The 19,913-nt window shown below is 37.4% G+C and carries 19 protein-coding genes; 15 read left to right on the top strand and 4 right to left on the bottom strand.

Translation table 11 applies throughout. The features are described from left to right. Nucleotides 1-54: 54 nt before the first annotated feature. The 4 genes from AC0IWE_RS24690 to AC0IWE_RS24705 all read left to right on the top strand — a co-directional run bounded on the left by AC0IWE_RS24690 (nt 55) and on the right by AC0IWE_RS24705 (nt 5,514). On the top strand, nt 55-3,561 hold the full coding sequence (locus AC0IWE_RS24690) for an MG2 domain-containing protein (RefSeq protein WP_471795140.1): 3,507 nt from the start codon (nt 55-57) through the stop codon (nt 3,559-3,561). Further along, entirely contained in the window at nt 3,530-4,594 is a 1,065-nt protein-coding gene (locus AC0IWE_RS24695; RefSeq protein ID WP_471795141.1) for a hypothetical protein, read from the top strand. The genes AC0IWE_RS24690 and AC0IWE_RS24695 overlap by 32 nt, the downstream gene beginning before the upstream one ends. A 111-nt stretch (nt 4,595-4,705) precedes the next feature. Next, nucleotides 4,706-5,155: a hypothetical protein gene (locus tag AC0IWE_RS24700; RefSeq protein ID WP_471795142.1), complete on the top strand. Its 450-nt coding sequence runs from the start codon at nt 4,706-4,708 to the stop codon at nt 5,153-5,155. Next, entirely contained in the window at nt 5,044-5,514 is a 471-nt protein-coding gene (locus AC0IWE_RS24705; protein ID WP_471795143.1) for an alpha-2-macroglobulin family protein, read from the top strand. The genes AC0IWE_RS24700 and AC0IWE_RS24705 overlap by 112 nt, the downstream gene beginning before the upstream one ends. A 5-nt stretch (nt 5,515-5,519) precedes the next feature. Here the strand turns inward: AC0IWE_RS24705 and AC0IWE_RS24710 are convergent, their stop codons facing one another. From AC0IWE_RS24710 to AC0IWE_RS24725, 4 genes are all read right to left on the bottom strand, one after another. Next, nucleotides 5,520-5,687, bottom strand: a complete 168-nt coding sequence (locus AC0IWE_RS24710) for a LytTR family transcriptional regulator DNA-binding domain-containing protein (protein ID WP_471795340.1) — start codon at nt 5,685-5,687, stop codon at nt 5,520-5,522. After that, nucleotides 5,659-6,003, bottom strand: a complete 345-nt coding sequence (locus AC0IWE_RS24715; protein ID WP_471795144.1) for a LytR/AlgR family response regulator transcription factor — start codon at nt 6,001-6,003, stop codon at nt 5,659-5,661. Before AC0IWE_RS24715 ends, AC0IWE_RS24710 begins: the two co-directional genes overlap by 29 nt. A gap of 5 nt (nt 6,004-6,008) precedes the next feature. After that, complete coding sequence (locus AC0IWE_RS24720; RefSeq protein ID WP_471795145.1) at nt 6,009-6,203, bottom strand: LytR/AlgR family response regulator transcription factor; 195 nt, start codon at nt 6,201-6,203, stop codon at nt 6,009-6,011. A gap of 237 nt (nt 6,204-6,440) precedes the next feature. Continuing rightward, entirely contained in the window at nt 6,441-7,979 is a 1,539-nt protein-coding gene (locus tag AC0IWE_RS24725; RefSeq protein ID WP_471795146.1) for a sensor histidine kinase, read from the bottom strand. 280 nt (nt 7,980-8,259) lie between these two features. On the opposite strand from AC0IWE_RS24725, the gene AC0IWE_RS24730 reads away from it, so the two are divergent. From AC0IWE_RS24730 to cysQ, 11 genes are all read left to right on the top strand, one after another. Then, on the top strand, nt 8,260-8,685 hold the full coding sequence (locus tag AC0IWE_RS24730) for an arsenate reductase (protein ID WP_471795147.1): 426 nt from the start codon (nt 8,260-8,262) through the stop codon (nt 8,683-8,685). A gap of 68 nt (nt 8,686-8,753) precedes the next feature. Continuing rightward, on the top strand, nt 8,754-9,494 hold the full coding sequence (locus AC0IWE_RS24735; protein ID WP_055910169.1) for a carboxypeptidase-like regulatory domain-containing protein: 741 nt from the start codon (nt 8,754-8,756) through the stop codon (nt 9,492-9,494). A 117-nt stretch (nt 9,495-9,611) separates the two neighbouring features. Continuing rightward, a complete protein-coding gene (locus tag AC0IWE_RS24740; RefSeq protein ID WP_471795148.1) occupies nt 9,612-11,597 on the top strand; it encodes a M1 family metallopeptidase in 1,986 nt (661 codons plus the stop codon). A 124-nt stretch (nt 11,598-11,721) separates the two neighbouring features. Next, nucleotides 11,722-12,129, top strand: coding sequence for a RidA family protein (locus AC0IWE_RS24745; protein WP_471795149.1), 408 nt, complete (start codon nt 11,722-11,724; stop codon nt 12,127-12,129). Between the two features lie 366 nt (nt 12,130-12,495). Further along, nucleotides 12,496-13,107, top strand: coding sequence for a class I SAM-dependent methyltransferase (locus tag AC0IWE_RS24750; protein ID WP_471795150.1), 612 nt, complete (start codon nt 12,496-12,498; stop codon nt 13,105-13,107). A gap of 20 nt (nt 13,108-13,127) precedes the next feature. Continuing rightward, nucleotides 13,128-13,349, top strand: a complete 222-nt coding sequence (locus AC0IWE_RS24755) for a VF530 family protein (RefSeq protein WP_471795151.1) — start codon at nt 13,128-13,130, stop codon at nt 13,347-13,349. Nucleotides 13,350-13,631: 282 nt separating this feature from the next. Beyond that, nucleotides 13,632-16,448: a TonB-dependent receptor gene (locus AC0IWE_RS24760; RefSeq protein ID WP_471795152.1), complete on the top strand. Its 2,817-nt coding sequence runs from the start codon at nt 13,632-13,634 to the stop codon at nt 16,446-16,448. A 430-nt stretch (nt 16,449-16,878) separates the two neighbouring features. Next, complete coding sequence (locus AC0IWE_RS24765; RefSeq protein WP_471795153.1) at nt 16,879-17,451, top strand: chromate transporter; 573 nt, start codon at nt 16,879-16,881, stop codon at nt 17,449-17,451. A gap of 19 nt (nt 17,452-17,470) precedes the next feature. Further along, entirely contained in the window at nt 17,471-18,109 is a 639-nt protein-coding gene (locus AC0IWE_RS24770) for a chromate transporter (RefSeq protein ID WP_471795154.1), read from the top strand. Beyond that, nucleotides 18,109-19,137 carry a sulfotransferase family protein gene (locus AC0IWE_RS24775; RefSeq protein WP_471795155.1) on the top strand — a complete coding sequence of 343 codons (1,029 nt, stop codon included), beginning with the start codon at nt 18,109-18,111 and terminating at the stop codon, nt 19,135-19,137. Before AC0IWE_RS24770 ends, AC0IWE_RS24775 begins: the two co-directional genes overlap by 1 nt. Nucleotides 19,138-19,143: 6 nt before the next feature. After that, nucleotides 19,144-19,908, top strand: coding sequence for a 3'(2'),5'-bisphosphate nucleotidase CysQ (gene cysQ, locus AC0IWE_RS24780; protein WP_471795156.1), 765 nt, complete (start codon nt 19,144-19,146; stop codon nt 19,906-19,908). Nucleotides 19,909-19,913: the final 5 nt, after the last annotated feature.

The raw sequence follows: 19,913 nt of genomic DNA on the forward strand, positions 1-19,913 counted from the left end.
GTTTAAAATTTGTAAAACAGAGTTTTAATGGCGATGGCTTAGAATTATATTACAATGCGTTGGATGTATTGGCCAAACAAGCTCGAACAAACTGAAGTTTATGCCGATATTTTATACGAGCAGGCCGAAATTCGTAAAAATGCACAATTACCGGGCGATACCGACAAACAAAATCTGATCAAAGCTATAGCGTTGGCAGAAAAAGCGGTTTTTGCCTATCCGAAAAGTATTGGTGGGCGTAATGCAGAAAACTTGATTAAACAAATTCAAAGTAGCGAACTATCAGCTATAACCAAAAGTTATATTTTACCTGATAAACCCTCACAACTCCATCTATCTTACAAAAATGTAGATACCATACAGTTTAGGTTATTTAAAACACCTGAATTTGAGAATGAATATGAGCAGTTTAAATACAAAGCAGATTTTTTAACTTTCTTAACCATAAATAAGGTTGTAAAACAATGGTCAGTTGTGGTTCCAAAAAGTACCGACTACCAAAGCCACACCTTGATTGATAAAATTGATGGGTTAGCTTTAGGAGCTTATACTTTAATTGCCCAAGCCATTAACCCAAAACAAAAAGATACCGTTTACAGCAATATCAATTTCAAGGTTACTATAATGGCCGTAACCAATAGGCGCAATATCGAAAAGCACGAGTATACAGTTTACCGGTTAAGTAATGGCACACCCTTAAAAAACGTTAAAATTCTACAACGGAGATACAATTACAATACAAAGAAATACATTGATGGTGATTTAATGATCACGAATGATAAGGGTTACGCCAGTACAAATGAAACCGAAAATAACATGGCCTATGCATTGGTAACACATGGTAACGAGGAATTGAAATTAAACATTAATAATTACAACAGTTATCGTGAGGATGTTGATCAGGAACGCATAATTCTTTTTACCGATAGGCCGATCTATCGCCCGTGGCAAACCATTTACTATAAAGGATTATGTTTAACGTCTGAAAAAGGAAAAAATAAAATAATTCCAAGTAAAGTGGTTGAGGTTTATTTTAAGGATGCCAATAGAAAAGAAATAACCAAAAATGAGGTTACCAGTAATGAGTATGGTACTTTTCAGGGTTCATTTACTATACCAATGGGTAAGCTAAATGGCAATATGGCAATTGTAACCACCTATGGCAGCATTGGTGTACAGGTTGAAGAATATAAACGGCCAACATTTGAAGTGGTTTTCGATAAGCCAAACCAAATTTATAAACTTAACGATAGTATTAAAGTTCAGGGTAAAGCCACTTCCTTTTCAGGATATGCTGTTGGCAATGTGAAGCTTAGTTATAAAGTTTTTCGCAGGGCGATTTATGATGGCAGAATAGATTATTCGCAAGGTGAGGCTATTTATGGAGCAACATTTTTTCAGCGGAAACAAATTGCCACCGGCAAAACGAGCACCAGGCAGGGCGGACAATTCGATATTAAGTTCTTTGCGAAAGCAATCAATTTAAACCAAAATTACAGCTATGAAGTTGAAATAGAATTAACGGATATAAATGGCGAAACCCGCACAAAATCAACAAGTATTAATGTGGGGCAAAAAGACATTAACATTAATATAGATACCCGGCAGGTTATTTATTTAAGTAGCAAAACTGACAGTATTCCATTTTGGGTAACCAATTTAAATAACGAACCGATAAAAGCCGATATCATGGCAGAGTGGAGTTTACTCCAGGCCCCCTCAAGGCTGGTGAACAAAAGCCCTTTTAATGCCGAAAGTTATACCATGAGCAGAGAGGAGTTTATTAAAAACTTTCCTGACCAGGAATATAATAATGAGTTGGAAGTAGCAAAATGGCCGATAAAATCAGTATCACTGAAACAAAATTTAACCATAAAAGATGGTCGGGGGAATTTAACTTTAAATCAAAAAAATATAAAGCCAGGTTATTACAAAATCAGTGTGTTGGCCATAAATGCTCAGAAAGATACAATTAAAGTTGATAAATATTTAGTGGTGTATAGTGAGCAACCAGCTTTAATACAGTCAAACATCGAATGGATTTCACCAGAGGTAAATGTAATCAAACCAACCGAAAGTGCGGTTTTTAGATTGGCCGGACTTGCAGAAAATACCATTGCCTATTATGAGGTTTATTATCGCGATAGCATTGCCGAAAAAGTTTGGATTAACCTATCGCCAAAGCAGCATATTGTTAAAATTAAACCCAATCCTGTTTATAAAGATGGATTTGCCGTACAATTTACGATGGTTTACCAGGGAACGATTTACCAATCGATGCAACAGGTACGCATTACCGACCCTGCAAATGAATTGAACATTCAATTTTTAACCTTTAGAAATAAACTTCAGCCAGGTGAAAAAGAAAGCTGGAAATTACAGATCAGCAATAAAAATGGCGAAAAGCAAATGGCCGAAATGGTGGCTACACTTTACGATGCCAGTTTGGATGATTTTAAAAGGATGGATTGGAACACGCAGTTGACCAGCGGCTTTAACTATTATTTTTACAACTGGAATTTTAATGCCAATGATATTACTAACCAGGGTTATTTATGGTTTTTAAGAACCCACAAAAATTATACTGTAATTGAACGTTGGTATGAAAACCTTAATTTATTTGGCTACAATTATTATGGAGGCTACAACAACAGTTACGAAAATTATATAAACAGCTTACATAAACCTAAAATAAAAGGTTTGTCGGCAGGGGCGAAACAGAAACTGGCAGCATTAGAAAAAGGAAAATCGGTTTATGGAGTGGTATTCGACAGCGAGAATGAAACACTGCCAGGTGTACAGGTAAGCGCTGGTAAACGTGTAACAAATACAGATAATGATGGTATTTACATTATTGAAGCCAAAGCAGGAGAAAAATTAAACTTTGCTTTTATAGGGTTTAAAAATTATGCTGTTAATATAGGCAGTAAAAAACGCGTTGATGTAATTTTAAAAGAAGATAGGCAATCGTTAAACGAAGTTATGGTTGTGGGCTATGGCGAGCAACGAAGGAAAAGTGTAACTGGCTCTGCTGTACAGATAAGAGGTGTTTCTGCTTTGCAGGGAAAGGTTGCCGGGTTGAATGTAGCGGCACCAATGGCTGAATCTGCAGTAGCACTGAATGATGAATCTAAAGATCCAACATTGCGTCAGGAAATTGAATCCCTTAAGAACAAAAATATAACCTTACGCACAAATTTTAACGAGCTTGCATTTTTCTATCCACAACTACTCACCGATGCCAAAGGTGAAATTAAGATAGAATTTACCATTCCGCAGAGCTTAACCCGTTATAAAATGATGGGCTTTGCACATACCAAAGATTTAAAAACTGCATCCATTACCAAAGAACTTGTTACCCAGAAACAATTGGCTATTGCCATCAATGCACCACGCTTTTTCCGTGAAGGAGATACCATTTTATTAAGTGCCAAGCTGAATAACCTGGCAGGAAAAAAACTTATGGGCAATGCCAGTTTGGAGCTAACTGATGCTTTAACCGCGAAACCGATCAGGATTTTTGCAATGAATGAAAAAACAGAAGCAGGATTTCGTGGTTGATGATGCGGACAACACTGTTTTAAAGTGGAAATTAATTATTCCATCAGGGATTAGCGCCATTACCTATAAAGTTGTGGCGCAAAGCGGCAAATTTAGCGATGGAGAAGAAAATACCATCCCGGTTTTAGCAAACGCGATGCTGGTTACCGAAAGCATGTCTATAAATGTACGCGGCAATACCACAAAAACTTTCGATTTCGAAAAGCTAGAAAAATCCGGCAGTTCGAAAACCTTACGCAACCAGAGTTTAACTTTTGAGTTTACATCCAATCCTGTTTGGTATGCCGTGCAGGCCTTGCCTTACTTAATGGAATACCCTTATGAGTGTGCAGAGCAAACTTTTAGCAGGTTTTATGCCAATAGTTTTGCCACCGGAATTATCAATTCAACACCAAAAATTAAAACTGTTTTTGAGCAATGGCAAAATACCAATAATGGGCAGGCATTGTTATCCGATCTGGAAAAAAATAAGGAATTAAAATCTATTTTGTTGGAAGAAACGCCGTGGGTACGCAATGCAGAAAACGAGGCAGCGCGTAAAAAACGTTTGGCTATACTTTTCGATTTAAACCGAATGACTTACGAATTGAAAAACAATTTCGAGAAATTGGAGAAAATGCAGTTCAACAACGGTGCTTTCCCATGGTTTACCGGCATGCAGGAAGATAGATACATTACACAACACATTGTATTAGGAATGGGCCAGTTAAAAAAACTGAAAATGATCGACGAAAAAGCCTATCCGAATTTTAATGTGATGTTGAATAAAGCCATTATTTATTTAGACGCAAAGTTTGTTAACGATTATAAAGATGAAGTGAAGGGAAAACGTTTTGGCTACTTACCATTACACTATCTTTTTGCGAGAAGTTATAGCAATCAAAAAAATACCACTGCCGATTTTACAAAAGCCAAAGATTTCTATCTCCATAAATTAATCGCCAATTGGAAAACCTTCGATACCTACCAACTGGCACAGGCTGCTTTAGTTTTAAACAGAAAAACGGAAATACTGAAGAAGCTAAAAAAATAATCACCTTATTAACACAAACTGCTCAACAAAGCGACGAAATGGGCATGTATTGGGCTAAAAATCGAAGCAGGCTGGTGGTGGTACCAAAACCCGATAGAAACACAGGCACTATTGATTGAGGCTTTCGGCGAGGTGGCAAATGATACCAAATCCGTAGAGGAGATGAAAATCTGGTTGCTTAAAAACAAACAAACCAACGATTGGAAAACCACAAAGGCTACTACTGCGGCCTGTTATGCCTTGTTAATGAACGGAACAGATTTATTGGCAGAAAGTAAGGAGCCAGAAATTACAATAGGTGACCAGAAACTGGCACAATTGCAAGAACCTAACCCGGTAAAAGAGGCTGGCACAGGTTATCAAAAATTAACCATCCCTGGTATAAATGTGAAGCCAGAAATGGGTAGGGTAGCGGTTAAAAATAACAACCAAACCATTGCCTGGGTGCTATGTATTGGCAGTATTTCGAACAGCTGGATAAAATTACACCTGCAAACACTGGTGTTAAAATTAAAAAAGAGCTGTTTATTCAGAAAGCAAGTATTAAAGGAGACATTTTAACGCCATTAACTTCGACCAATGTACTGGCTCCGGGCGATTTATTAAAAGTACGCATCGAAATTTACTGTGATCGTGATATGGAATATATTCATTTGAAAGACATGCGTTCATCGGGATCTGAACCTGTAAATGTAATTTCAGGATATAAATATCAGGATGGACTTGGTTATTATGAAAGTACAAAAGATGCATCAACCAACTTCTTTATCAGTTACATGCCAAAAGGAACCTATGTATTTGAATATCCATTGCGGGTAACGCATGCAGGAAATTTTTCAAATGGAATTACCAGCTTGCAAAATATGTATGCACCAGAATTTACCACACATTCTGCTGGGATAAGGGTTACGGTAAAATAAATGAATTAACTTGTTAAGGTAGCTGAATACCGCCATAAGTTCGCCCCATGGAGAATAATTTTCTCTCCAATCCAAATTTGGCTGCGGTCAAATTTGGATATTTTGTTTTTGGCCACAATAAATGCCCGGTGGCAGCGGATAAAATCAGCTTTTGGCAGCAGTTCTGCGAAGATCGTTAATTGTTATTCGTGAACTTAAAAGCTTGCCGACAAGTTTAATTTGTGTATAATTTCCTGAAGCTTCCACATATAAGATTTCGTTTAATTCCACCTTAATTTGTTCATAACCATCTTTTACAAATATGTATGCTGTTTTAACTTCTAGCCTTTGATTTCGCAGATTAAAGAGTTCTTGTGCCTTATTACAGGCCTTTAAAAAGCGTGAAAGTGAAAAAGGTTTTAACAAATAATCAACAGCATCAAGTTCAAAACTTTGAACGGCATGTTCGGTATAAGCAGTGGTAAAAATAACCATGGGTGGTTTGCTCAAACTTTTTAAAAATCTATACCGCTAATGTCTGGCATTTTGATGTCGAGAAAGATTAAGTCAACCTTATTGTGCTGAAGGTAAGTAATTGCCGCAAAAGCATCTGTAAAAGTTTCCTGCAATTCTACAAACGGAACTTTTGAGGCATGAGATTTTATAATATCAAGTGCAATGGGTTCATCATCTATAGCAATAGCAATCATGTTTTTATTTGTTCTTTGTGTTTGTTAGGCTTTTTATTATGCTGAAGAAGGAAGCATCTCCAACCGATTATCACTGATCTAACGACGTTCGCCTGTTGCTTTTCTGTAATTCAAGCCAGTTTTCATCGTTAAAAGATCCTTCATTGCATTCAGGATGACAGCACCAATTTAAATTCAATAATAAGAATTTTTACTAACAAATTGTCCTCATTTAGCCTCTGCTCGGATTGTACTGCCTTAATCCAACTGCAAAGTTAAATGAACAAAAAACTCATTGGCATTCTCCCGAATAATTAGTTCATGCTTCCCATAATAAAGTAACGATAAACGTTGTTTTACATTCTCCAATCCGATACCGCTTTTTAACTTTTCGGGGTCGTTATCGGCTTTAATATAAATGCTATTGCTTACATCGAAATATAATGTGCTTTCTTTAGTTTGTAAGGTTATTTTAATATACGAGGGCTGTTGCAAACTGATTCCATGTTTAAATGCGTTTTCGATAAAAGGAATTAACAGCATTGGTGTAATCTGTAAATTGTTCAGTTGTTCTTCAATGTGTGTATCAATCTTAATGTCTCCTGATCGTGAGGTGCGAAGCTTTTGTAAATCGATATAATTGTTCAGGTATTCTACTTCCCGGGTTAACGAAATTTTATCCTGTGTATTTTCGTGGAGCATAAAACGCATCATATCACCAAGTTTCTGGATTCCTTCCCCTGTACGTTCTGCATTTTCCTGCAAAGCGGTTCCGAAAAGTGTATTTAGTGCATTAAATAAAAAATGTGGATTGATCTGTGATTTTAAGAAATTCAGGTTAGCATCCGATTTTCCCAGTTCGGTTTTAAGCATTTGTATTTCACTCAGTTTCTCGAATTTATGTTTGTATATATACCAGGCTAAAGGTGTGGTAACGCAGATTAAGCAAATGGCATTTAATATCAGGGCAATCGGGATGGCATTACGGTTGCGCATAAACGCAACTAAAACAATTAATAAAAGCATCGAAACAATGATGGTAATGCCCACATTTCCCCAAAAATATCTTGCAAAACCCTTAAAATTTTTTCTCAGGTTTGGGATGATGTAATAGATGGCACAAAATGCAACGAAAATATTTACCGGTGGAACAATCACCCAGATCACCAGCAACTCATAATCTATTCTTACCGAAAGTACGGTTGCAAATATCATCAGCGTAATCAGCCAGATTTTGGTTGATGTAAAAAGTTCGGGAGTGATATTGTCGTTATAACCTTTTAAAATTGGGATTCTTTTCAGCAGTTCTAATCCCCGCTCATTAAAATAGGCATAAATGTTAAACAGTAAATAAATGAAAAAGATATAGGTAAAAGCTTCACCGAAAAATATATCATAGGCGTGCTCTATGTCATCATATTCTACCAAACGGTATGCTTCTGAGTAGGTGTTGGCTATCATCCAGGCCAGGATAGAAATGAAGGTAACAGAAACGGTTAAAATTACATTCATAATGATGTTCCGCTTTCTTGCCAAATGGGGCATCGAAACAAAATTGAAAAACAAAAAACTAAAGTAGAGAATGCTGATTTTTACAATTTCGGGCAAAAAGAAGTTTTGCATTACGCTATAATCGAGCGAGTTTTCCGAAAAACGGTACGAGCCCCCGGAGCCATAAGTGGTTTGCGTACAGATACTGATCAGCGCAAGGATATATAATGTTGTGGAAATCCAAAATTCAAGCTGATTAATACTTTTGGATTTGATTGATGAGGGGTTGCCAGATAGAATTTCCATTTGATTTAGTTTATGCTGCAATTTTACGAAGAGTATCTACATCAATATTTAAAATGTGATGGAAGTGCTAAAAAATGTGACGAATGAATAAGGTATTCAGGATTGTCGAGTTGTCAACTTTCCTCGCACGCCCGCTAGAAAGTTGACAACTCTTGATGTGTAGTCACATGTTACCATCTGACTAATTTTAGGTTAGTAATTGATATTAATGCGAGTGTAGAATAGTAATAACTCACACCGCCAACCGAATACCCACCACCGATAAACAATTTTACTATCTTTGAAACGGATTTTTAGATTGATTTCGATCATTCACCTCAATTTCCCACTTACTCATACCATAAATCACTCAATTAACATGACCGTTTACGGAATTCCGAATTGCAATACAGTTAAAAAATCACTCGATTGGTTAAAAGCACATCAGGTTGATTTTGAATTTCATGATTTTAAGAAAAAAGGCATAACCGAAGAAAAATTAAACGAATGGTGTAATGCTTTTGGTTGGGAAACCGTTTTGAATAGAAAAGGATTGACCTGGAAAAAACTCAGCAATGAGGAGCAGGCAAAAATAGACAACCAGGAATTGGCTATCGCTTATTTAAAAGAAAATACCAGTGCCATTAAACGCCCGGTTGTTGAGCAGAACAATAAAGCTGTATTAATCGGATTCGATGATAATAACTATTTAAAAACACTAACCTAATTCATTTGTTCTAATGTTAAAGTTTGTTAAATGCAAATTTTAAATGTCGAACTAAGTTACTTTTGATTATGTACAAACTGATCATTTTTCTATTACTTGCCCTGCCTATCGGCGTTTATGCACAAACGGTAACTACAGGTACAGTTTTCGATTATTCGAAAAAAACACTCTCACTTCCTGGTGTAACCATCAGAAATCTGAACAGTAAAAAAACCACCAGTACCAATCGAGAGGGTAAATACACCATCGGAGCAAATATTGGCGACCTGATTGAGTTTTCGGCCATTGGCTACCATACCGATACCTTATATTTAACCAATTTGTTAAACAGAACCATCTATCTTCCTACAAAATCGAATAGCTTAAAAGATGTAGATGTTACCGCAGTGCGGATGAACAGCCAGGTTACCGATGCAAAAGATCCGTTGGCAGAAAAATATACCCTTTTAAGTACCGGCGGTAACCTTAACCGTAAAAGAATGAAAGATAAAGTTGGTGGCTTAAACCTTAACCTTGGGTATGGTAAATATAGAAGGCAACAACGCAAAGAAGCTGATCTTGAAGAGAAAGAAATGTATCAGCAGGAAATTGATGAAAATTTTACCCCAAAAGCCATTACCGAACTTACCAAATTAGATGGTGATGACCTTAAAAACTTTATGATCATTTATAGGCCATCTATTGAGGCGGTAAAAGCAGAAAGACCATACCGTTACCCTTATTACATCTCACGTGCCTTTGCTGCATGGAATAAATTAACCCCGCAAGAAAGAAAACTTCAAGATTTACCTAAATTAAAGGCAAATTAAGAAGTTTTAAATCATAACAACCGAATTGTTGCCAAAATAGGTAACATTATAACCACATATAAATCTATATGTGGTTATTTTTTATATTTACAGCAGTATTACAACCTTATTATTATCATGAAAATGACTAAACTGATTAATTTTTGTTTAGTTTGTTGTGTTTTTGCGCTTTCAGCATCTGCCCAGCAAGCTACAACACCTGCACCAGCAACAAATTATAATCCTGCTGAAGCATTCGGACCATTATTTTATACTCAAAACGGAAATGAATTCCGTTCGGCAATTGGTGCGCCAGGGCCAAAATACTGGCAAAACCGTGTAGATTACAACATCACCGCCAACCTCGACGAAACTAAAAACATGGTAAGCGGAACAGTTACCATTACTTACAAAAACAACAGCCCTGATAAGTTACCATATTTATGGTTACAGTTAGATCAGAATACCTTTAAACAAACCTCTCGCGGGTACGCAATTACACCATCCCGCAGCCGTTATGGAGCACAGGGCGAAAAATTTGATGGTGGATATCAAATCCAGAACATCAGTGTATCGCAAAAAGCAGGTGCTGTAAAGTTTACCTCTTTAGTTGAGGATACCCGGATGCAGATCCGTTTAGATCAGCCTATGGCCGCCAATGGTGATATAGTTACTGTAAAAATGGACTATTCGTATGTGGTACCAAAAGAAGGATCAGACAGAACGGGCCATTTAACCACTAAAAATGGAGAAATTTTTGCCATTGCACAGTGGTTTCCACGCATGTGTGTTTACGATGATGTAATTGGATGGAACACCTTACCATATTGGGGCGGTGGTGAGTTTTATTGCGAATATGGCGACATTAACTTTGCCATTACCGCACCGGCAAGCCATATTGTTATGGGTTCAGGAGAGTTGTTAAACCCTGCCGAAGTTTTTACAGCTGAGCAGTTAAAAAGATGGAATGCCGCTAAATTGAGCGATGCTACCATCCACATCCGTAGTGAAGAAGAAGTAACTGATCCTAAATCGCGTCCGGCGAAAGATAAATTAACCTGGAAATTTAAAATTACCAATGCACGTGATGCGGCCTGGGCTTCGTCAAAATCTTTTGTATTAGATGCAGCAAGGTATAAATTGCCAAGTGGTAAAACCGGTTTGGCAGTTTCTGCACAACCTGTAGAAAGTAATGGTGCTGATGGTTATGGCCGGGGTGTAGAATATGTAAAATCTACCATCGAACATTATTCATCAAAATGGTTTGAGTACCCTTACCCAATGGCAGTTAATGTGGCCACAAATATTGGTGGTATGGAATATCCTGGTATTGTGTTTTGCGGTTGGAAAGCTAAAAAAGCAAGTGCCTGGGGTGTAATTGACCATGAATTTGGTCATACCTGGTTCCCGATGATTGTAGGATCTAACGAACGTAAATACGGTTGGATGGATGAAGGTTTTAATACTTTCATTAACGGAATATCGAAAAGCAGTTTCAATAAAGGCGAGTACGCAACTCCACCAGCAGATTTAAACAAAATTGGAAAGGCTGTAATTGGCAACCCGATTTATGAAAACATTATGCAAATGCCTGATGGAATGGCTGAAAGAAACATTGGTGTTAATTTATACAGCAAACCAGGTTGGGGATTGGATATTTTGAGAAATCAGATTTTAGGCGAAGACCGTTTCGATTATGCTTTCCGTCAATACATTAAAAACTGGGCGTTTAAACACCCAACACCTTTTGATTTCTTCCGCTCGATGGAAAATGGCGCAGGTGAAGATTTAGCGTGGTTTTGGAGAAGCTGGTGGTTAAACAGCTGGAAAATGGATCAGGGCATTGCTACTGTTGAAGCTGTTAAACAGGATGATAAATTGGTGGGTTACAATATTAAAGTGGTAAACCTCGAAAAAATGCCTATGCCAATCATCCTTCAGGTAAAAACTAAAAGCGGTAAAACTGAAATTGTAAAAGTTCCGGTTGATGTTTGGATGAAAAATACCAGCTGGTTGGTGCGTTATCCAACAACTGAAGAACTTGAATCAGTTACTTTAGATCCAAATAAAGTATTGCCGGATTCGAATCCTGATAACAATACATGGACAGCTACAGGAAACTAATTCCGCTGTAAATGGTATAAAGCCTCCTGATTATTAAAAACATCAGGAGGCTTTTTTTATTGCAAATTGCCGACGGTTTACCATTTCTTATCGGATAATTTAGCGGCTGATAAATTTGTAGCAAATGGAAATAGATTCTTTAGAGATCACCAATCCCGATGGGATATATGATCCCCGTGCACATGGCTACTCTCATGTAGCAACAGTGCAGGCAAACAGTAAACTGGTTTTTGTTGCCGGGCAAGGTGGGAGCAGAACCGACGGTGTTTTAAGCGAAGATTTTAGAACACAGGTAAGCATTGTATTTGAAAATATTGCGCTCGCCTTAAAGAGTAAGAACCTTAGCATGGCCAATATCGCAAAACTGACAACATTAGTGGTGGGCTATGATGACGAAAAACATCAGATTCTGATTGAGGAATCAGTAAAGATATGGCCAGATCAGAAATTTCCGGTTAACACATTAATTCCGGTGTCACGGTTGGCCTTAAATGGTATGTTGATTGAAATTGATGCAACTGCGGTAGGTTAACTGTTAAATCATTATAAAATATTAAGCGCATCAGTATTTTTAGTGATTATGATTGGTTACCGCTTATTAAGATTATAGGGTCAAATCATGATTAAAGCTTTAGGCTATAAGTGCCAAACCAAGCATGATGGTCATGAAAGCTCCCTGCCGTGGGCAGCAACCGATCATGAGGGTCATAAAAGCCTCCTGCTGTGGGCAGCGACTGATCATGATGGTCATGAAAGCCTCCTGCCGTGGGCAGCGACTAATCATGAGGGTCATGAAAGCCTCCTGCTGTGGGCAGCAACTAATTATGAGGATCATGAAGGTTCGGTGTTGGTAACATCAACTTATAGGCAACAAAAGCAGCAGTTTAAAAAACAAAACATGGAAAAACTAGAGCGTAAAAACGTTTATAAAGTTTACGATAAAATAGGTCAATGGTTTGCCGAAAACCGTTATTCAGTTTTAGAAGAAAAAGCTTATCTGGATGAGGTGCTTAAGAAGCTCCCGCTCAACGCAAGTGTTTTGGATTTAGGCTGTGGCAGTGGAAAACCCATACTGGAATACCTGCTAAGCATGAAAGTTAAGGTTTTAGGTATTGATGCCAGTACACAGATGCTCGAAATTGCAAAAGCAAATTTTCCGGATACGCGATTTATCCATAAAGACATGCGGAAGTTGGATCTGGATGAAAAATTTGATGCAATAATTGCCTGGCATAGCTTCTTCCATCTTCCCGTTGCCGATCAGCCTGGCATGTTCAGTATTTTTGGTCGGCACCTTAACCCCAACGGAGTTTTGCTTTTTACCTCAGGTACCGAAAGGGGAGAAGCCTGGGGAATGAACGGTGGCGAAAATCTTTTTCATGCCTCATTGGCTGTAGCAGAATACCATCAATTGCTCGAAGAGAATAATTTTGAGGTACTTACCCATAAAGTTAACGATCCAGAATGTGGCGGTGCAAATGTTTGGCTGGCGCAATATAAACCCCGATAATTTTGCCTTAACTTTGCCCAATGGCCGAACAGCAAAAAAATAACCCGTTACACGGTATTACCCTTGAGAAAATTGTAACCGATCTTCAGGTACATTATGGTTGGGAAAAACTGGGATCACTGATCAGGATTGATTGTTTTAACAACAACCAAACGATTAAATCGAGCTTAAAATTTTTAAGAAGAATGCCCTGGGCCCGGAAAAAAGTAGAGGAATTATATCTTGATACGTTTAATAAATGATAGCATGAGTGGGTTGTGCATGATTGAATTCCTCAGCGATCAAATCCTCCGTTCAATCATTACATCTTTCTTTAATTCGATTATTCAAACTTTCAATAATTCGATTATTTAATAACTTAATAAGTTTCAGCACCGGTAAATGCTAGGTTTCTGGAACTTTTTTAACTTTCCAGACAAAAAAAACATCTTTTTTTGTCACACTTTCCATCTTTTGGTGTCTTATAGCTGAAACCTTGAGAAAAGGTTTTTCAAACAAACTAAAGAAAAATCAAAATTTCAGTTATGAAAATCTATTTATGGATATTGCTGTGCGTATTATCTACGAAAGTGTTCGCACAACAGGCTGCCAGTATCAATGGAAAAATTATTGATGGGAAAACCAACCTTCCGATTGAATATGTAGGAGTTATTTTATCAAACACAGCCGACTCAACCAAAAAAGTTGGTGTAGTAACCAATAAGGTGGGCGAATTTACCATCAACACTGTTGCCAACGGAGATTATCAGATCAGGATTTCTGCAATGGGTTATAATCCGGTTACGAAAAAAATTAACGTAAACGGAAAAGTGCTTAACCTTGGAACATTCAAAATGCAAGAAGATGCAATAGCTTTAAAAGATGTTGCAGTTAGCGGTAGGTATGCTATGGCAACGGTAAAAAAAGATACTGTCGAATTTAATGCCGATGCATATAAAACCAGGCCAAATGCAGCGGTAGAAGATCTGCTGAAAAAGTTGCCAGGCGTAACGGTTGATAAAGATGGGAGCATTTTGGTACAGGGACAAAAAGTTACCCGTTTAACCGTGGATGGAAAAGACTTTTTTGGTACCGACCCTAAAACAGCAACTAAGAATTTACCTGCCGATGCCATTGCCAAAGTACAATTGATTGATAGCAAAACACAGGAAGCCAAAGCAACCGGAATTGATGATGGGCAAAGGGAAAAGGTTTTAAACTTAACCATTAAAGAGGATAAGAAAAAAGGCTGGTTTGGCAATGCCAACCTAGCCGGGGGTAATACCGATAAATACGGAACATATTTAAGTGCGAACCATTTTAATAAGAATTTGCAGTTTGCAGTTTTGGGGATGAGCAACAATACCAACGATGCCAGTTTTGGTTATGATGACCTGAGTAGTTTTAGTGGAGGAAACATCGGAAATATATTTGCACCGCCTGCCGGGGGAAGTTTTTCGATTAACAACAATAATGGTAAAACCACTATAGGAGGAAGCGGCGTTTTTGATAACAATGCCATTGGGTTATATACTACGCACAGTGGTGGCGTAAACTACAGCAACTCATGGGGCAAAAACAATAAGTTAGCCATTAGCGGGAGTTATTTTACTTACTTCTCTTCCGGTTTAGGTAATAAACTATCAAATATTCAGGATTTAAGCTCGGGCGATATCTTACGTACATTGGATAATACTGATCGGAACAGCAATAACCAAGCACACCGATTCAATTTCAAGGCAGAATATCATCCAGATTCGTTAACGGATATTGTATTGCGTCCGAATGTTATATTAAACAATAGCACCAACATTAACAACCGGACTTTTAATGCAAATTTTGATGCTACAGGAAAGGCAAACGATGGAACTCAGTATTATAACCAACATAATTTTACGCCTTCATTATTTGGCGAATTTACCGTACTCAGAAGGTTGCCAAATAAAAAGGGTTCAGTATCAATCCGCTTAAATGGCACTCAGAATACTTACAATGCCGATTGGCTCAACCAATCGCTGCTAAACCAATATGTAAACGGCGCGGTTAACGTTACCAATATTAACCAGCAGGCCAACCAGGAAAACGCAGCCAAAACTTATACCATTAATGGGAATTATGCCAGGCCTTTAAATCAAAAATGGAGTGCCAATGTAGCCTATGGTTATACGCGCAGTATTGTAGATGCCCAACAGCTTACTTTTGATTATAACCCAACCACCGATCGGTACGAAACCATTGTTCCTTTATTAACCAATACTTTCGATAACCATAATAGCCTGCAAACTGCTGGCTTGGGCTTTATTTATACAGGTAAAGACTGGACCTATAATTTTGGATTAAATGGCCAGCAAAGTTTATTAAATGCAAACGTATTGAATAACATTGGTGCTAACATCGGCAATATCGAAAAGTCTTATTTTAACTTATTGCCGAGGCTAACCGTAAATTTTAAGAATAAAGCCAATCAAACCATAGCCATCAATTATCGCGCAAGTGTTAATCTGCCATCGGTAACCGATTTACAGCCGGTGCAGAACAATACCAATCCGTTATACCAGAGGATTGGAAACCCTGATTTAGAAGCACGGAAAAATCATCGCCTGTCAGTCAACTTCAATACGTTCAGTCCTGATAATAACCACTATTGGAACGGTTATTTCCTGTATAATTTATCTTTTGATGATACAGGCAATGATATTACCTATAATAACGGAATCCAAACGGTTAAACCCATAAACGTAAACGGAAATTATTACCTGCGGGCAGGAACATTTTTCGGTATGCCATCAAAACTTAAAGGATTAAGGATGAACTATGGAATGAACTTCTTTACCGAACATAGAACAAACTTTATCAGCAGTGCTAAAAACATTACCAACAGGTTCGAAATCGGGCCAAACATTAATTGGAGTTATGATATTGATGATAAATTTAATGCTGGTATTTATGCTTACGTGGCCTATACCAAGATAAATAATACAGCAGAATCGGCAATTGATAACAAATATTTTAGTCTGGAGAATAACCTTAACCTGAGTTATGAGTTTATTAAAGATTTAAGGGTAGAGGCCGATGTGAACCATGTTGGGTCAGCCGGGCGTGCAGACGGATTTAACAACAATTATTTTTTGCTTAATGCAGGCATTAACAAGTATTTAATGAAACGCAGGGTAACACTAAGCTTAAAAGGGTTTGATATTTTGAATCAAAATACCAGCATTGATAGAATTGTAAACAGCAGCCGGATAGAAGATGTGCGCTACAATAACATTACCAGGTATTTTTACCTATCGTTAAATTACAAGTTAACCAAAGTAGGTGCAAATAACGAAAGAAGTAATCCCCGCAATACGGTTAATTAAGTTAAGCGTTTAAATTTTGATCAGGCCCCTGGCAATTGCTTTTAAGAAGTAAATGTTAGGGGCTTTTTATTAAAGAATTAAGAAAGAATCTTCGCGCAAACGTTTGTGGATACTTTTTTGATAAAAACATGCATTTTAAGCAGCCTTTTCCTTTAATTTCTTGAGAAGTATTCAATAAATAGGGGAGTTCATACCCATTTCTAAATCCGCCTCTTAATATTTGATGTTGTTTTGTTCGTAAAACCATCAATTCGTGGGTTTAATCAAACGTTTGCGTGGTGTTTTAATGGTTTATGCATTCAAAATCGCATAAATTAGGTACTTAAACAAAACCAATAATTGATAAGTAATTCGAAAGATGATTTACATTTATTGCGTAAAAATAAATGGTATATTGTTTAAGCATTCAAGTTAAATCATTACAAAGAAGATGGAGTTATCAGTAGCAGGCGATATAACCAAAGAAAAAACAACGCTGAAATATCTTTTCTTAACCTTTCTAAAAATTGGTTGCGTGAGTTTTGGCGGTCATATGGCACTGGTTTCATTAATTCAACGGATTATGGTTGAGCAAGATCAGTCTATCGATAACGAGGATGTGTTAAACAGCGTTACTGTAGCATCTTTTATGCCCGGCCCTATGGCGGTTAATGTGGTTGCCAATATTGGCTATTTGTTAAAAGGGAAATGGGGTGCCGCAATAAGTATGTTCGCAGTTTTGCTTCCTGCCTGTACTTTAGTGTTGGCGTTGGCCTACATGTATTTATCAAATGGGCAAAGTATGGCCTGGACATCCATAATGCAGTATGTTGGTGCTATTGTAGGTATTATTATACTATCAACCGGTTTACAGCTGTTTAAAAAGGAAATTGCCCTTAATTATGCTAAAATCTTCCTTTTTTTACTGGCCACAACACTCGATCTGATCAAAGGAAATTATTTAATTACAATTGCACTTATTGCTATTGGGGCAATTGCAGGTTTAATGCTTCGACCGGAATAAAGTAGATCAGATTAAAGTGATGAGTAGCTTTAAAACCAATTTTAAACTAAAAATAAAGTCATTTTCATTTATCGCCGTAACTTTTTTATTCATCAATCAAATCTTGTTTATTACGGCTGCATTTAAATCCTATCAGAACATTTTATTCAAAATAGCTACGGTTTTTTCGGGAATCAGTATTTCTCTTTTTGGAGGAGGTTATGTGGTAATTCCGATTATGCAATCGCTATTGGTTAAAGATTTGCACTGGCTTAACGCGAAGGAATTGATTGATGTAATTGCTTTTAGTCAGGTTACGCCAGGCCCAATCCTGGTAAGCGCAACGTTTATAGGTTTTAAGCTGGGTGGTTTTTTAGGTGCCTTTGTTGCTACCTGCAGCATGTTTATCCCTTCGGCCATTTTGATGATTGTGGTTTCAAAAATCTTTAATAAAACCAAAGACCATCCTTTTATTAAAAGCATGATCTCAGGAATTAAAGTGGTGGTTGTGGGGCTGATTATTTCTTCAGCCATTAAAATATTACTACTTCAGCCACGAACACTTTTAGTGGGCGCAATATGCATTGCTGCTTTAATAGTAAGCTTTAAATATAAATTAAGCCCTGTTTATTTAATACTCGGTGCAATTTTTCTTGGTACAATATCAATTTTTATATAATGGAAAGTTTTTTAAAGCCTGATGGTATTCAGATTATCGGAACACAAAGATCCGGTTCCAATTTGTTGAGGGTAATATTAGATCAGTCTGAGCAGATTGCCTCACCCCATCCCCCACATATTCTGGTCACCTTTGTGCCCTTGCTTGGTTTGTACGGGTTTTTAACTGAAGAAAAGTATAAGGTACTAATTGCAGATGTGGTAAGTTACGTAAAAGCTAACCCAGTGCCCTGGGATGGTGTTGAGCTAAGTGAAACCTGGATTTTTGAAAACTCAACAACATACAGCCTTTTCGAAATCAATAGATTGATTTATGAAACTGCAGCAATTGCCAAAAACGCAAGGTACTGGTGTTGTAAAAGTATGGCTAACGTGCATTATGCGGCCAATCTTGAACAGCACAACCCCAATTTAAAATACATTTATTTATACCGCGACGGGCGGGATGTTGCCCTATCGTTTAAAAAGGCAATTGTTGGCGAGAAACACATCTATCACCTGGCTAAACAATGGTTTACAGATCAAAATGCGTGTATTGAGCTGTCAAAGAAAATTACAAAGGATTGGTTTTTCTCTTTAAATTATGAAGAATTGATTGCCAATCCTTCAAAAGTGATTCAGGAATTGTGCCGCTTTTTAGCCATTGATTATTCAGAACGCATGTTGGATTTTCACCATTCAAAAGAATCGAAAGCAACAGCCAGCGCAGGCGAAATGTGGGAAAATTTGGCCAAGCCGATTATAAAAGACAATACAGGCAAGTATAGGAAAGAACTCAGTGCAGAAGAAATCGACATATTCGAATCTATAAACCACCAAACCTTAACCGATTTGGGTTATAAGTTAGATAGACCGGAAAATAAACATAAGCAAATCTCTGAAAATGATATTGAAGAGTATAACAACGAAAACGATCTGCTTAAAAAAAGCATACTTTTAAATGCCCGTCAATCAGATCTCGATAACCGGGGGCCACAATTAGCAATATTAAAAAGAATAAAATCGCAGTATTTAACAGCAACCGTTTAAAATAACATGATTGATACTATTGATATAAATAGCATACTGGAAATAGCGGTTGAAGCCGGAAAAGCAATTTTAACTGTTTACGATAATGAAGATGACTTCGAAATCTCAACCAAAAGTGATTCTTCTCCTTTAACCAAAGCCGATAAAATAGCAAATGATATCATCTGTTCCCAACTGAAAAAACAGTATCCTGCAATTCCTATCCTCTCAGAAGAAGGAAAAAGCATTCCTTACGAAGAAAGGAAAAACTGGGAATTGTATTGGTGTGTAGATCCATTGGACGGAACTAAAGAATTTATTAAAAGAAATGGAGAGTTTACTGTAAATATTGCTTTAATCTATAAAAATGCACCAATATTAGGAGTAATTTATATTCCGGTACAAAATCTTTTATACTACGCTAATGAAGCTTCAGGCAGCTGGAAACAAACTCCAGGACAGCCACCTTTAAAAATAAATGCAATTAAAAAGGCCAATAACTGGACGGCAGCGGTAAGCAGATCGCATGCTGATGGCGAAGAACGCGCAATACTTGCCGATTATCCAATTGTAGATTTTATTGCCGTGGGCAGCTCCCTTAAATTCTGTTTACTGGCCGAAGGCAAGGCCCAGATTTACCTTCGAACAGGCCCTACAATGGAATGGGATACCGCTGCGGGGCACGCAATAATCTTGTATAGCGGTTGCCACATGCATACCTTATCCGGGCTGCCGATGCTTTACAATAAAGTATCATTGTTAAATGAAGGCTTTTTGTGTAAAATAGATTAATAATA

The sequence above is a fragment of the Pedobacter sp. AC402 genome (assembly GCF_979252805.1).

Coding starts and splice junctions, on each gene's coding strand:
- AC0IWE_RS24745 (WP_471795149.1), top strand. CDS start 11,722: ATGGAAATAGATTCTTTAGAGATCACCAATCCCGATGGGATATATGAT.
- AC0IWE_RS24770 (WP_471795154.1), top strand. CDS start 17,471: ATGAGTAGCTTTAAAACCAATTTTAAACTAAAAATAAAGTCATTTTCA.
- cysQ (WP_471795156.1), top strand. CDS start 19,144: ATGATTGATACTATTGATATAAATAGCATACTGGAAATAGCGGTTGAA.
- AC0IWE_RS24695 (WP_471795141.1), top strand. CDS start 3,530: ATGAAAAAACAGAAGCAGGATTTCGTGGTTGATGATGCGGACAACACT.
- AC0IWE_RS24735 (WP_055910169.1), top strand. CDS start 8,754: ATGTACAAACTGATCATTTTTCTATTACTTGCCCTGCCTATCGGCGTT.
- AC0IWE_RS24760 (WP_471795152.1), top strand. CDS start 13,632: ATGAAAATCTATTTATGGATATTGCTGTGCGTATTATCTACGAAAGTG.
- AC0IWE_RS24740 (WP_471795148.1), top strand. CDS start 9,612: ATGAAAATGACTAAACTGATTAATTTTTGTTTAGTTTGTTGTGTTTTT.
- AC0IWE_RS24705 (WP_471795143.1), top strand. CDS start 5,044: ATGTATTGGCAGTATTTCGAACAGCTGGATAAAATTACACCTGCAAAC.
- AC0IWE_RS24765 (WP_471795153.1), top strand. CDS start 16,879: ATGGAGTTATCAGTAGCAGGCGATATAACCAAAGAAAAAACAACGCTG.
- AC0IWE_RS24750 (WP_471795150.1), top strand. CDS start 12,496: ATGGAAAAACTAGAGCGTAAAAACGTTTATAAAGTTTACGATAAAATA.
- AC0IWE_RS24690 (WP_471795140.1), top strand. CDS start 55: ATGCGTTGGATGTATTGGCCAAACAAGCTCGAACAAACTGAAGTTTAT.
- AC0IWE_RS24775 (WP_471795155.1), top strand. CDS start 18,109: ATGGAAAGTTTTTTAAAGCCTGATGGTATTCAGATTATCGGAACACAA.
- AC0IWE_RS24755 (WP_471795151.1), top strand. CDS start 13,128: ATGGCCGAACAGCAAAAAAATAACCCGTTACACGGTATTACCCTTGAG.
- AC0IWE_RS24725 (WP_471795146.1), bottom strand. CDS start 7,979: ATGGAAATTCTATCTGGCAACCCCTCATCAATCAAATCCAAAAGTATT.
- AC0IWE_RS24720 (WP_471795145.1), bottom strand. CDS start 6,203: ATGATTGCTATTGCTATAGATGATGAACCCATTGCACTTGATATTATA.